The organism is Thalassotalea euphylliae (genome assembly GCF_003390335.1).
GTDB classification, from domain to species: Bacteria; Pseudomonadota; Gammaproteobacteria; order Enterobacterales; family Alteromonadaceae; genus Thalassotalea_F; species Thalassotalea_F euphylliae_B.
In genome coordinates this window covers 431517-445123 of record NZ_QUOU01000001.1, presented here as the reverse complement: position 1 = coordinate 445123, position 13607 = coordinate 431517, and the positions used below count along the sequence as shown (strand labels likewise).

Sequence of the window (13607 nt, the reverse complement as noted above, 5' to 3'; positions counted from 1 at the left end):
GAATAGAAAACGCTTTTTTATTCCAAAAGTGAATAGCGCGGTGGTTAAGTTGTAATAGTTAGTGGTGAATCTATTCTAAGCTGCAGAATTTCGTGTAACTTTTCATATTTCACTATAATTCTCTCACCTAAAATACTGGCTTTAGGTCTCTGTAGCGCCAACAATTTTAACATTAAGGTTGTAAGGTGTACGCTGTGTGCGTAGACTTTTAAAGATGAAAGCGGTATTTGTAGAATCAAGTATTTTTGAAAAACATCGCCAGGACTATATGTCTGATGATGAATACAGGGCTTTTCAGCAAACATTACTTGTCAATCCTTTACAAGGGGATGTAATTCAAGGCACAGGCGGATTACGAAAAATTCGGGTTGCCGCAAAGGGCAAAGGAAAAAGAGGTGGAGCTAGGGTCATCTATTACCACCTCGATAAGTACCATAGATTCTACTTGCTGACGGTATACGCCAAAAATGAAATGGCAGATTTAACCACAACCCAAAAGAAGCAATTGAAAGGCTTTATGGAGGTCTGGAAAAATGAGCAATCGTGACTTATTTTCTGAGTTAACAACAGCCCTAAATGAGGCAAAAGCTCATAGTGAAGGCAAATTAACGTTAAAAACACACGCAGTAAAAGAGGCTAGCAATTTAGCAATTAGCCCTCAAGAAATATTGTCGATCAGAGAGCAATACAATATGTCTAGAGGGGTATTTGCTAGGTATCTCCATACCTCAATTCGCACCTTAGAAAACTGGGAGCAAGGTAGAAGTGTGCCCAATGGACAAGCAGTTACTTTGCTAAAACTTGTGCAATCTCACCCTGAAACACTTGCTCATATCGCATCTCTTTAACGCTAAAAGTTAATACTTTGCGCCGTCCTAAAATACGTTGACGGTTTTGAAAGCCTGTGACTCGCTCACAGGCTTTTTTCGTTATGCACTATCTGAGCGATGGGTTCAATTGTTGTGATGCACTAACAGGACGCAGGAGACTTAGCAAAGGGGTAAAATAATTTATACAGTTTTCCCGAACGACGACAAAGGAGCATACCAATAGATAAAAACTAATCGTTTCAATATCTTTTCTATTCGCTTATGGTAGCTATTAGATTTTCTTAGCGCTTTTAATTACCTAACAAAGCGCAAAAAATACAGACGGAATTTTAATCTATCTATAACAAGGAGCCTCAATGGACATCATTTTAAATTACGTGTTTACCGTGCAGTTTGCCCTGCTTGTTTTCGTGTTAGTAGTACTGAAAAGCGGGATTAAATTTGTGCCGCAAAACCGCGCTTATGTAATCGAACGATTTGGTAAGTACACCCGCACCTTAGAATCAGGCTTAAACTTCCTCGTGCCTTTTATCGAACAAATCAGCGCCGATCGCTCGTTGAAAGAACAAGCGGTCGATGTCCCCAGCCAAAGTGCGATTACCAAAGACAACATCACCCTTACCGTTGATGGCGTTTTATATTTCCGCGTGTTAGACCCACAAAAAGCAACGTATGGTGTTGATGACTATAACTTTGCCGTGACTCAGCTGGCGCAAACTACCATGCGCTCTGAAATTGGTAAGATGGAGCTGGATAAAACCTTTGAAGAGCGTGACGCCATTAACGCCGCTATCGTTAATGCCATCAATGAAGCCGCTGGCACTTGGGGCGTACAGGTACTACGTTACGAAATTAAAGATATTATGCCGCCAAACTCCGTCATGAATGCGATGGAGCAACAAATGAAAGCGGAGCGGGAAAAACGCGCTACCGTTCTTGAATCGGAAGGTTTAAAACAAGCGGAAATCAACAAAGCGGAAGGTGAAAAACAAGCCAAGATTCTAGCCGCAGAAGCGGATAAGCGTGAGCAAGTATTAAAAGCCGAAGGTGAAGCAGAAGCGATTATTAAAGTTGCCAATGCCCAAGCAGAAGCGATTGAAAAAATTGGTGAAAAAGCGGCAACCCAAGAAGGCCAAAAAGCGGTTGAGTTAGAGCTAGCGACCAAAGCCATTGGCGCCAAAGAAGCTATCGCCAAAGATTCAACCGTTGTCTTACTGCCCGATGGTTCAACCGAAGCGGGTTCACTCGTTGCTCAGGCAACTAGCATTCTGAATGTGATGAAGCAGAAACCTTAATCGAATGTAAGGAAATAAAATGGAACTTATTGCGAATAATGCCGGCGAGTCATTAGTTACGCTCGGTCTTTTACTGCTTATTATTGAAGTAGCTGTGCTGGGCTTTTCCACTTTTATTCTGACCTTTATTGGGCTCGCGCTGCTTGTGGCTGGAAGCTTAGTCTTAGGCGGCATGTTACCCGTGCAATTGATGCCAATTGTCTTGACCACCGCCATACTGACAACGGTATTCGCATTGATATTGTGGAAACCATTAAAGCGATTTCAAAATCGCCAAGATACTCACAAAGTGAAAAATGACTTTATCGGTATGGAATTTGTGCTGGATAAAGCAATTGATTCCTCCACATCCACTACCCACAAATTATCTGGTATCGACTGGCAAGTGAAAGCTAAACGCGCGATTCCTGCTGGCGCTAAAGTGGTTGTTATCGACACCGAAGTCGGCGAGCTCTGGGTAGAGCCAGCCTAGTTTCAAATTTCGATAGCAGTAACGATTAAAAGTATCAGTCTTCACGTATAGCGAACACTGCACAAGCCAAGCAAAACGCTTGGCTGTTTGTTTTCTGTTGCCATGTGAAAACCCCACCAAAAGTAAAAAATCGCCAATAGCAATTCTTTTCACGATTAACCTTCGCGCTGGCTTTTCCCAAAACTAACCGAGATAATTACAGCCAATTTTTCTATCAGTTAGCCCACTTTATGCTGTTTTTGCTGACCGTTTTTTTAAGCGCATTTCTTCTTTTTCAGGTGCAACCTTTTATCGCCAAGGTGATTTTACCGGCATACGGTGGCAGCGCAACGGTATGGACAAGCTGCATGTTGTTCTTCCAATTGTTATTGCTGGCAGGCTATAGCTATGCGCACGTATTACAGCGCTTATCGTTTAAGCGACAATGGCAAGTGCATGCCGTGGTACTGTTACTGGCAGGATTAAGCCTGCCGTTTACCACTCCTGCGGCCAGCCTTGAGTTTGCCAGCAGTATGCCTATAACCAATATTTTAGCGACCTTGGCCGTGGCCATTGGTCTCCCCTATTTTGCTTTATCGGCCACAGGCCCTTTGGTGCAAAAATGGTTAACGATTAGTGATGAAACTAAGGTGCCGTATCGCCTTTACTCACTGTCAAATTTAGGTTCGTTACTCGCGCTATTGAGTTACCCATTTGTGTTCGAGCCGCTATTTAACTTACAGCAACAAACCCTTGTTTGGTCGAGCGGTTTTATTGCTTTTGCGCTGGCGATTATGGCACTTGCTTATCAATTGGAAAAAGCGGGAGTGGGCAAGCCAGTGATCATAAATAATGATGCCCTAAACAACGCTATAAGCGATGAAAATAATACCGCTAGCTCGTCACATCAGTCTTCAAAGCGCTCAGCAAATCCAGTGGCAAATTTAACCATATCGCTATGGTTGGGGCTGTCAGCACTTGGCGTTATGCTGTTAGTTTCCACCACAAACGCAATGACCCAAAACGTTGCGCCTATGCCCTTTTTGTGGGTGCTGCCACTGGCGCTGTACTTGCTCACTTTTATCGTTGCGTTTCACAGCCCACGTTTGTACGTACGTTGGTACTGGCTGGCGTTCTATTTAATTTGTGCGTTAATGGCGATTATGCTGCCAGTGGTTAGCGCACAATTTGATTTTATCTCGCAAGTGTTGATGTTCAGCTTTATTTTGTTTGCTGGGTGTATGATTTGCCATGGTGAGTTGATCAAACAAGCCCCCAAGGCTGAGCAATTGACCTTGTTCTATTTGATGATTGCACTTGGCGGTGTGCTAGGTAGTGCACTGGTATCATTGGTTGCGCCGCAAGTGTTTAACCAATTTAGCGAATACCCGATGACGGTAATTGCCATTGTGATGGCCTTTACCGTCAGTTTAGCGGTGGCATCACACGGCCAGTTAACCTTCAAGACCTTGTTCGGCAGTGTGCCGCGAACTTTGTCGTTAGGCTCATTAGGCATTGTTGTTATCGGCTTGTCGGTATTGCAGATTTCCCTAAATGAGCAATTAGCGAAACACCAAATTGCCAGTGAGCGTAACTTCTATGGTTTGCTGTCGGTAGTGGAAACCTCAGTGAATGGACAAGCAGAGCGCCGCTTGATTGATGGCACTACGTCACACGGCACTCAAGCCCTCGCTCCTGCGCTGGCGCACATACCTAAAAGCTACTACCGCCAAGGCACTGGCGTTGCCTTGGCACTCGACAACTATATGCCATTAAAGCGCGCCATCGCCCCAATAAAAGTTGGTCTAATTGGCTTGGGAGCTGGTACGCTTGCCGCCTATGGCAACACTGGTGAGCAGTATCATTTTTACGAGCTTAATCCCGCTGTTGTTGACTATGCTCAGCAGTATTTTAGTTATTTGCGCAATAGTAAGGCGGATATCTACTTGCATCAAGGAGATGGTCGCTTTTTACTGCAACAAGCACTGGCTGAAAATGGCAGTGAAGCATTTGATATTTTGGTGTTAGACGCCTTCTCTGGCGACGCCATTCCTGCGCATTTACTCACTGTTGAAGCTATGCAACTATATCAAGCGCACCTCAAAGAGAATGGCATATTGGCCATTCATATTTCAAACTCCCATTTAGAGCTAAGCGCGTTAACGCAAAATCTTGCCGATGCGATCAAAATGCAGGCAAAGTACTTTTACACTGCCAGCACTGAACACGAACCAAATGCCGCACAATGGGTACTTATTTCAAATAATGAGGCTATTTTTAAGCGCTACCAAGTCAAAAAGCATATGTCATCGTGGCCGAGTGAGCGCTCAGCGGTATTGTGGCGAGATGATTACAGCAATTTACTGTCTGTGCTCAAATAACAAAGCGAAGTAAACAGTCGCGCTTATGAGTTAACCCCATATATGGGGTTAACTACATTATCAAGGCTCGCTAGCCTCCTAATAGGCTTAATAACGCAACCAGCATAAGGCTAACCTAACGCCTGACTATGCTTAGCTTAGCTATACTTAGTTGCGTCAAGTTGTCTGTGACAATAAAACTTGTATTAAAAATCATCAGCCTAAAGCTTGATAGCAAGTTGAGATGACTGAGCGACCGCTTGGCACGACAAAATCTTACCCTCGGCTTGCTCTTCATCGGTCAGAAACAAATTTTCCACCATCCTTGCCTCACCGCTGACAAGCTCGCACTGGCAACTACCACAAACCCCTTCTTCACAGCTGAACGGGGCATCGAGCTTGGCACGTAACATCGCGGCCAGCAGTGATTCATTTGCCTTAACCTCAATTGTATGCTGCGCGCCACTGAGCTCTATTTTGAGCTTGGCAGACTGGCTAGCGGTTGCTGACCATACCGTTTGCCCACCCCCGAAGCTCTCTCGATGAATACATTGCGGTGCAACGTCAAGCTGAGTTAACGTCTGATGAACTGTCTCCATAAAGCCGCTTGGACCACACAGAAAGTAGTGGCTGTATCCGGGCAAATTCATTTTTTCCAGCGCAGCATAAACCACGGCTTGTGTTACTCGCCCGTGATGCCACATATTTTTCGGTTTAAACCAACCGGGTTTAGAGTAGCAGTTAAGCAACGTAAATTGATTTGGAAAGCGCTCACGCAATACCTCCAGCTTGTCGGCAAAAATAGCACTGCGCCGATTGCGGTTGCTATAAACTAAATACACTCGTGTACTCGTTGCCGTATGTGCCGAAAGCAATGCCGTAATCATGCTAAAAATTGGCGTTATGCCACTACCGGCAGCAAAAAACACAAAATATTGAGCCTCATGCCGTGCACTTGGCACATTGGCTTCGACGGTGCCTATATTTGATGAAAGTTGAGGTAACGTAAACAGCCCACCTGGTTGACTAACTTCCAGATAATCACCTGGCTTTAATTTGCTGATCAAATAGTTGGACACAACACCCAATTCAACCGCTTTCACCGTCAGCCTTAACCCTAACGTTTGCGGACAATTTGATAGTGAATAACTGCGGATATAAGACTGCTCACCCAGCTTGATTCTGACATTCACATGCTGCCCTGGCTGCCAGCGTAAGCTACCGATCAAATTGGTGGGCACATCAAGTAAAAATGATTTGGCACCTTTGGCCTCTTTGTTAATTTCGCTAACTTTTAAACTAAAAAAATCCACGTGTATCACTCACCACAATACTTTCTTATCAGTTATTAGCATAGCCTGTGGCGTCGACAAGTCGATTATTACTGCGCATAAAAATACCATTGTCTCGCCTGCATGGACGCAGGTGCTTAGGTTACGCAGGGAACATGTAACCTGTGTCTAAATCGCTTTTAATGCCAATTGAAACAAGCACGCCGCCAGCCAAATGGTGATATTGCTCGCCCAGCTCAAGGCTTATCTCGCAACGCCTTTTGCAATAGTGATTTGCGGCGGATAAAACCGGTTAATTGGCACTGCTGCATACATCTTGGCCAGTTGCTATAAATGCTCCATGGTTTATCGCGACTCTTACTCTGTTTTTATTGAAGCGTTGTTGGCCGCGGTAAAGCTGACTTGTTGGCCGCGCTCAATTAACAGCCTTGCGCTCACTTCGCTTGCGTCATGGTTTAGCTCCAATACACCAATGCCACAGCCGTTGTACAAGGTTTTGTTGGCATCAATACTGGGTCTTCTAACCCGAATGCGCATTCGGCGGCGTTTGGTAAACCAATTCAGCGGTGAATATCGGCCATATAAGTAATAATTTAAGCGCTCCAGAGTGTGGATCAATTTCGGTGGGAAGGCATTTTTAATGCCGCTACAAGTGATTTGTACAATCGACGAGCTCGAGCGAATAAAACGGTGACTGACATCGTAAACAAACGAATAATGGACATCGCCAGAAAGGATAATAAATTGTGGTGGTGTTTTGCGATTGCGGAAAATATTTAGCATCACATTCGCGGTGCCGCGATGTGCCATCCAGTTCTCGGCATCTACGGCTAGCGGATTGCCAAAGAAGGTAAAAACCCGCTGCACCGCTTCAATTAATTTTACCCCGTAAATCGGCGCGGCAGACACCAAAATAACGCTCGGCTCATGGAGCAATTGCTGCTGTAATTCAGTGAGCGATTCCCAATCCATCAGCCCAGATGGCTTGCCAGCATTACTTTCGCTACGCCAGCGCTGGGTGCGGGTATCTAGCACCAGCATTTTCGGGCTGGTCGGTAAGTGGTAATGCCACTGATCAAACGCCAACATGGTATCTACCAATTGATCGTGCTGCTTCACCCCTTGGTCGGTAAACCAAGTTTCATGTTGGGCAATTAATTCATCGTGGCGATGCAGTTGATTGCCTAAGCCTTGGCACAAGTAATAAGCCACCAAGGCATTACCGATAATACGTTTAGAAAACGGGTTGCCATAAGCCGCCTCTTCCCAGCCACGGGTTAAGTTCCAATCATCAGTAATATCGTGATCATCGAAGATCATATACGTCGGCACATGTGCCATCGCACGCCGAACTTGTCCTAAGCCGATAGTAAAATCTTGGATCGCCGCATATTCATCTAAGTACAGCTGATGGCTTTCGGGTGGAATATTCGCTGGCGGTAATGCCGGAATATTCACTTCGTCCCATAACGTTGGTGACCACGTGAGTAGATACATAGCGATCATCTCACTCAGGGTAACCAAATGATTTTTCGCGTTTACTGAGCTGAAAATAGGTAGCCTGCGAGCGCCAAACAAGCGGCGTTTCCAGCCAGTACTGGCTTTGCTATGTGGCAATAACTGTTCTCGTTGATAGTAGCCCAGCGGGTGATGAAACAGCTGCTCACTGGTGGTAATACTGTACTCTTCTTTGTTGCTCGCATTTAAAACATCATCTGACTGCTGCCAGTGCTCATCAAACAAGCCCAACTTATCGATCAACTGGTGAATGGCGATCAACATCGGGCCGGCAACATCATCCACATACACTTGATCGCCACTTAGCATGAGCAGTGACGGTCGCTCTTGCGCGCTATATTCAGCACCTGCCAATTGGTTATCTAGTGCCACTAAGCTGTCTTTGCCAGCAAAATGCGGTTTACGGCATGAGCCGTGATACAGGCGACGAATATCTGGCTTAATGGCAAAACTCGGCGTTTGTTGTGGCTCATCTGAGTTTTGGGCGCCCCCATCACTGGTATAACTTAACTCAGGTAAGTCTCTAGCCAATGAAAAAGCCGTATCACCATGGTCAGTGATTAGTTTGAGGTTGTAGTGAATCAGCGTATCTATTGGCAGTGGTTTCTCCAGCCCAATATCAATAATGTTGATAAAACACTGAGAGCCGACCGGAATTTGCAGATATTGCGTTGGCGCTAACGGCTGCGAGAAAACGACTTGCTTGCCATCATCCAATATGAGTTCAAGGTGAAATTGGTAAGCGGCTTTTGTCGCAAGCCACAACGTAAACTGGTGCTGATGGCAATCTCGCAGAATGGGACCGGCCAACAATGGCGGCAGCGCAGATTCAGTTGTATCGTTGTCTGATGAAAATGGTGGTGAAGAATGCGCAGAATTGATAACTAAACCTCATGTCATAATGAACCGCCACTATGTGGCAGCGCTAAAATAAAAGTGACTAGGATTACCAATTTACTTTTACTATCAATAAATTGTCTAGTGATATATACCCGTGCCACTTCAAAGTGCTTGTTTCAGTTGGAATTAAAAGCGATTTAGGCAAGGCATTGATCGTAGAGAATGGTCGCCCCTTGTTAAAATCAATAACACAGCATAAATCGCTTTTAAACCAACCCATTTTTTAAGGTAGAGAGGGCGCTTCACAGGAACTCACTCTCTGCGTTGCAGCTTATTGAAAGGGAATAACCATGCCTGCAAGCTGCGCCTTGATACTGAGCCCCTGTGAAAGCGCTGAAATCAAGCATCTTGAAGTAGCACGGGTATAACAACTAAGCCTTAACAATTAATGTTAGCAGTTATTTCGTTTTAGCCCTGTATTGTCGTGTGCTCTAAGTACTTTTAAAAAAAGTAATACGCAAAAAAACCGAGGCTAGCTCTAAGGTTTGTTAACTAGAAATGATTAATATAACATTGAGTTTCTTATAACATCATATTAAGGATAAGCGATGAATGATAAGCAGAGAGTAAAAGAGACTATTAATGCAATATATACTTTCGCAGGGATCGGCAAAAAATTTACTGGCGATGTTAACCCTAAAGTTGCTGAAGTAGTTGGTAATTTGTTAAAGGATATCAACTCATGTTCAACTGCTTTTAGTTGGGTACCACAACCAACAGGAGGAAAAGCTACGATCAGTTGGATCGCTAAAAATATGAGTAGAAGTATTTTAGAGCAGTTAAAAAACGACCAATCATACGTGTGTGCTCGTGCAAGAGTCTGGCAATATGTAAGACCAATTCAGCTTGCTTCACAAGGAGTATAACGTGTTCAATTTATCAAAATTAACTTGTATAGCAATTTTATTCAGTAATATGGTTTACGCTGATAATAGCTGGCCCAAATATTCCTGTAAAAAAGACAGCACAAATATAGCGTTAGTAGACCTTAACTTATGTGTGAATGAAAAAATTGCATATATAAATATACTTGGAGGCTCTCACCCAGGACTTGTATTTAAGGTAAATGGGATGCCTGAACTTTCAATAAGTTACGTGTCATCAGATTTCGCGTTATTAGGAGCTGATCATAAAAACAATTTGTCAACTCAAGAGTTTTTTCTTGAATTAATGTCAAAAGCTCCAGCGATAGATAAGGCTGTAGCGATAAAAAACGCTCTTGGGATTGATTCAGAAAACACCTTAACTAAGTTTGAATATAGTGAATTGATCGCATTCTCCATTACAGGTAAAAACCAAATTGACACAATATACTTAACTAAAAAGGACAGTAGTCAGCTCTATCAAGTAACCGGAGAAATAAACGAAAGCCAAGTTGTTAAATTACTCTCAAAAATAAAGCCCTCCATATAGATATAACAACTTGCTTTAACCAACAAAAACAGCTGGCTACCCATAATTTACTCTACACTGTAGCCAAGCTGTTTTTACTGATTAGCGATATTAATCAACACAATCACTCAAAGTAGAACTTCTCGCGTTTATTATCGTAGTTACCGATTTCGTTCATGGTCTCGGCATCGTATAAACGGCCGTTGATCATAGTGTGCGTAACGCGATCACTCATGCGAATATCTTGGGTAATATCGCCATCAACAATCATTAAGTCCGCCAATTTGCCGGCTTTTATCGAGCCAAGCTGCTGATCTAAACCTAAGGTAATGGCTGGTGACATAGTGGCAGTGCGCAGCGCTTGTAGCGGTGACATACCGCCTTGCGCCATCATCCACATTTCCCAGTGCATGGCCAAACCTTCACGTTGACCGTGACCACCTGAGTTCACTTCCACGCCTAAGTCTTGCATTTCTTTGGCAACACGTGCCACGTTCATGTGATTGTAGTGGTGGTGCGGCGCAGTTGGACGACGCATCGAGCGTGGGTCTAAAAACTCTGACGGCACATATTGGCTAAGGCGCGGATGTTTCCACACCTCAGTTTTATCGTACCAGAAGTTTTCGCCCCAAATACCACCATAAGCAACGCCCATGGTTGGTGTGTACGCCATGCTTGAAGCTGACCATAACTGCTTAACATCATCATAGATATGTTCGGTTGGGATCGAGTGCTCTAGCGTGGTGTGACCATCCACCAACATGGTTAAATTATGCTGTAATAACGAGCCGCCCTCTGGCATGACCATCACTTCTAACTCTCGCGCCGCTTGAATAAACTGCTGGCGTTGGTTACGGCGTGGCTGATTGTAGCTTTTGACACTAAAAGCACCCGCTTTTTTCAAGCGCTCAACGTGGAATTTAGCATCGTCCAAGCTATCGACATGCGAAGTATAACCCGCAACGGTTGCGCCGTATAAAATCGTACCGGTTGAGTACAAACGTGCGGCGACAATATCACCTGCTTTTTGCATTTCGCTCGCGGCAAAGAACTCTGTAGTGTCGTTCGACGGATCGTGAATCGTGGTAACACCTAACGCCAAGCCACCGTAGTTCTTCCAGTTTTGCTGTGGGATAATTTCTTCCAAGCCTTGCGGGCCATGAGCATGGGCGTCAATTAAGCCCGGCATAATGGACTTGCCGGTGATATCCACCACTTTGGCGCCACTTGGAATCGTAACATTTGCTTTTGTGCCGACTGCTTTAATGGTGTTGCCTTCAACCACAACCACACCATTGTCGATCACTTGCTCGCCTTCCATGGTCACGACTTTACCGCCAACAAAGGCAACAGTACCGGATGGCTTATCAACTTTGTGTTTGAAGCCGAGATAAGTTTGAGTTGGCTCGGCTTCTGTATCCGCCTCTGTCTTTTCCGTAATATCAAATAAACCAGTCACCTTGGTTTGGTACAAATCAGCACCTAAACTCCAGTACAGCTCATTTGATTTTGCCCCCCAGCTAATGCCTTCACCAGCGCGCACAGATAGCTTTTTCACTGGTAGATTGCTCGCTTTCGGCCCTGTATCGATAACATCACCACGCTCGATATATGGCGTCACAAACACCTTAAAGCGCTCGGCAAAAGCCACGTGCTCGCCATCAGGTGACACCTTGTATTCAGTGGCAAACTTACCTTGGTATAAGGTGGTGTCGTGCTGACCGTCTAAGTCGATACGCGCCAGCTGAGTTTTCTCGCCGTTACGTACCACGTACACGCGATCATTACGCTTACCAAAATGTGGTTGTAAGCCGTTTTCTGTCACTAGCTTAGGCTCGCCACCTTTACTTGATACCGCATAAATCCCCGGATTTAAGCCCCAAACAGGATTAGTGATAAAGCCGCCTGAAACTTTGCGATAAACCACAGTTTTACCGTCAGGAGAGAAGCTCGGCTCAACATATTTACCCGGTGCTTTAGTGATCACTTTACCTTTGCCGCCACGGCTTGACGCGACGCGAATTTGGCCTAGCTTGTTATCATCCCAAGTGACGTAAACGATTTTCTTACCGTCACGTGAAAAGCTTGGATTGAATTCAAAATGGTCTTTTTGCTTGGTCAAACGCTTAGGTTTACCATTTGGCAAGCTGCGGGTGTAAATATGCCCCATGGCTTCAAATACCGCGCGGCGACCGTCGGGGGAAATTTCCACATCACGCAGCATTTTCACGTCAAACTCATCTTGCTCAATGGTTTGCGCAAAGCGCACCGCGGTTTGCAGTTTTTTCTCGGTTTCCACTTTAAACGGAATAACGCTGGCGGATTTTTTCGCGACATCTAGTTTGTTAATTTTACCGTTTGCCCAAAAGACAATGTGTTTGTTGTCAGGCGTCCACGCCATAGTTGGGTAAACACCGTGAATCGCCCACGTTTCCTGCATATCACGCTCTAAGTCATCATAAACCAGCGTTTGCTCACCACTTTGTAGATCGTACAAATACAGCTTAGATTGAAAGTCGTCACGGCTAATAAACGCTAAGTAGCGGCCATCAGGTGACGGCGTTGGACGAATAGCGCCGCCGCGACCGGAAAGAACCACTTCAATCTCACCGGTTTCTAGCTCCAAACGCTTAATTTTATAAATGCCTTTTTCTGAGTCTTTCGAGTAATGGAAAGTTTTACCCGGTGTTTGATCTTGCGAGAAGTACACGTATTTACCATCAGGTGAAAAAGCCGGCTCGCCTAAGTCTTTTTGCTGATTTGGTCGCTTGGTCAGCATCACCCCTTGGCCGCCGGTTTTGTGGTAAAGCCATACTTCACCCGCGCCTAATGAACGTGCACCAGTGTAATGCTTACGACCCACTAAATAGTTACCATCTGGCGACCATGCTGGGCTGTTTAGCAAACGGAAGGTTTCCGTGGTGACGGCTTTGCCGCCAGAGCCATCGGCATTCATGATCCACAAATTATCGCCACCGTCTTCATCAGAGGTGTAAGCGATATGCTTGCCATCTGGGCTAAAACGCGGCTGCATTTGCCAGGCAATATCTGTCATCAAGGGTGTTGCTTTACCGCCCGTAATTGGCATGGTGTAGATATCACCTAACAAGTCGAAGGCAAGGGTTTTGCCATCAGGGCTGATATCAATATTCATCCAAGTGCCTTGGTCAACATTGATTTTGGCAGAAGTAAACTGGCCTTGTGGATCGTTAACCGACCACTTTTTCTCAGTGGCTTTGGCTTCGTCTGCTTTGGTATCAGCGGCATAGCCAACTGAAGAAAACGCCATACCGACTGCCAAGGCAATCGCCGAAAGTTTGTTTGCGCTATACCCACTTGATTGACGCATCAAGCGGCTAGAAAGTCGTTTAGACATGTTAAAGTAACCTGTTTTTATAACGTTATTAGTTTGAAGTATGTTTTGTTTGTACAGCCACTAACTAAAGCACAGCCGCTGTCAAAAGATAAGGTCTTTGCGATAAATAGAAATATTTTTTGCGATTGTACCAGCAACAGAAAAGTAAACTAAAGTGTACTAAAATCGCTCAGTTCATAGCGTTAAATTCAAC

General features: G+C 44.8%; 10 protein-coding genes. 7 read left to right on the top strand and 3 right to left on the bottom strand.

Translation table 11 applies throughout. The annotated features are described in order from the left end of the window. Nucleotides 1-196 precede the first annotated feature (196 nt). The 5 genes from DXX93_RS01950 (at nucleotide 197) to DXX93_RS01930 (ending at nucleotide 4957) form a co-directional block, all read left to right on the top strand. Nucleotides 197-547, top strand: a complete 351-nt coding sequence (locus tag DXX93_RS01950; RefSeq protein WP_258872561.1) for a type II toxin-antitoxin system RelE/ParE family toxin — start codon at nucleotides 197-199, stop codon at nucleotides 545-547. Next, nucleotides 534-848, top strand: coding sequence for a helix-turn-helix domain-containing protein (locus tag DXX93_RS01945; protein ID WP_116006563.1), 315 nt, complete (start codon nucleotides 534-536; stop codon nucleotides 846-848). Before DXX93_RS01950 ends, DXX93_RS01945 begins: the two co-directional genes overlap by 14 nt. A 338-nt stretch (nucleotides 849-1186) precedes the next feature. Further along, entirely contained in the window at nucleotides 1187-2125 is a 939-nt protein-coding gene (locus tag DXX93_RS01940) for a slipin family protein (protein WP_116006562.1), read from the top strand. A 19-nt stretch (nucleotides 2126-2144) separates the two neighbouring features. Then, on the top strand, nucleotides 2145-2597 hold the full coding sequence (locus tag DXX93_RS01935; RefSeq protein WP_116006561.1) for an NfeD family protein: 453 nt from the start codon (nucleotides 2145-2147) through the stop codon (nucleotides 2595-2597). A gap of 230 nt (nucleotides 2598-2827) precedes the next feature. After that, nucleotides 2828-4957: a fused MFS/spermidine synthase gene (locus tag DXX93_RS01930; RefSeq protein ID WP_116006560.1), complete on the top strand. Its 2130-nt coding sequence runs from the start codon at nucleotides 2828-2830 to the stop codon at nucleotides 4955-4957. 200 nt (nucleotides 4958-5157) lie between these two features. On the opposite strand, the gene DXX93_RS01925 is transcribed toward DXX93_RS01930, so the two are convergent. Together DXX93_RS01925 and DXX93_RS01920 are read right to left on the bottom strand one after the other, a co-directional pair. Beyond that, a complete protein-coding gene (locus DXX93_RS01925; protein WP_181902111.1) occupies nucleotides 5158-6249 on the bottom strand; it encodes a ferredoxin--NADP reductase in 1092 nt (363 codons plus the stop codon). A 336-nt stretch (nucleotides 6250-6585) separates the two neighbouring features. Then, nucleotides 6586-8556, bottom strand: coding sequence for an alkaline phosphatase D family protein (locus tag DXX93_RS01920; RefSeq protein WP_258872560.1), 1971 nt, complete (start codon nucleotides 8554-8556; stop codon nucleotides 6586-6588). Nucleotides 8557-9194: 638 nt separating this feature from the next. On the opposite strand from DXX93_RS01920, the gene DXX93_RS01910 reads away from it, so the two are divergent. Next, nucleotides 9195-9512: a hypothetical protein gene (locus DXX93_RS01910; RefSeq protein WP_116006557.1), complete on the top strand. Its 318-nt coding sequence runs from the start codon at nucleotides 9195-9197 to the stop codon at nucleotides 9510-9512. A 1-nt stretch (nucleotide 9513) separates the two neighbouring features. Beyond that, a complete protein-coding gene (locus DXX93_RS01905) occupies nucleotides 9514-10059 on the top strand; it encodes a hypothetical protein (protein WP_147302624.1) in 546 nt (181 codons plus the stop codon). 103 nt (nucleotides 10060-10162) lie between these two features. Here the strand turns inward: DXX93_RS01905 and DXX93_RS01900 are convergent, their stop codons facing one another. Then, nucleotides 10163-13387, bottom strand: a complete 3225-nt coding sequence (locus tag DXX93_RS01900) for an amidohydrolase family protein (RefSeq protein ID WP_374188937.1) — start codon at nucleotides 13385-13387, stop codon at nucleotides 10163-10165. Nucleotides 13388-13607 lie beyond the last annotated feature (220 nt).

What these genes read in the sequence shown, in the direction of transcription:
- DXX93_RS01910 (WP_116006557.1), top strand. Translation starts at nt 9,195, where the DNA reads ATGAATGATAAGCAGAGAGTAAAAGAGACTATTAATGCAATATATACT.
- DXX93_RS01945 (WP_116006563.1), top strand. Translation starts at nt 534, where the DNA reads ATGAGCAATCGTGACTTATTTTCTGAGTTAACAACAGCCCTAAATGAG.
- DXX93_RS01930 (WP_116006560.1), top strand. Translation starts at nt 2,828, where the DNA reads ATGCTGTTTTTGCTGACCGTTTTTTTAAGCGCATTTCTTCTTTTTCAG.
- DXX93_RS01935 (WP_116006561.1), top strand. Translation starts at nt 2,145, where the DNA reads ATGGAACTTATTGCGAATAATGCCGGCGAGTCATTAGTTACGCTCGGT.
- DXX93_RS01900 (WP_374188937.1), bottom strand. Translation starts at nt 13,387, where the DNA reads ATGCGTCAATCAAGTGGGTATAGCGCAAACAAACTTTCGGCGATTGCC.
- DXX93_RS01940 (WP_116006562.1), top strand. Translation starts at nt 1,187, where the DNA reads ATGGACATCATTTTAAATTACGTGTTTACCGTGCAGTTTGCCCTGCTT.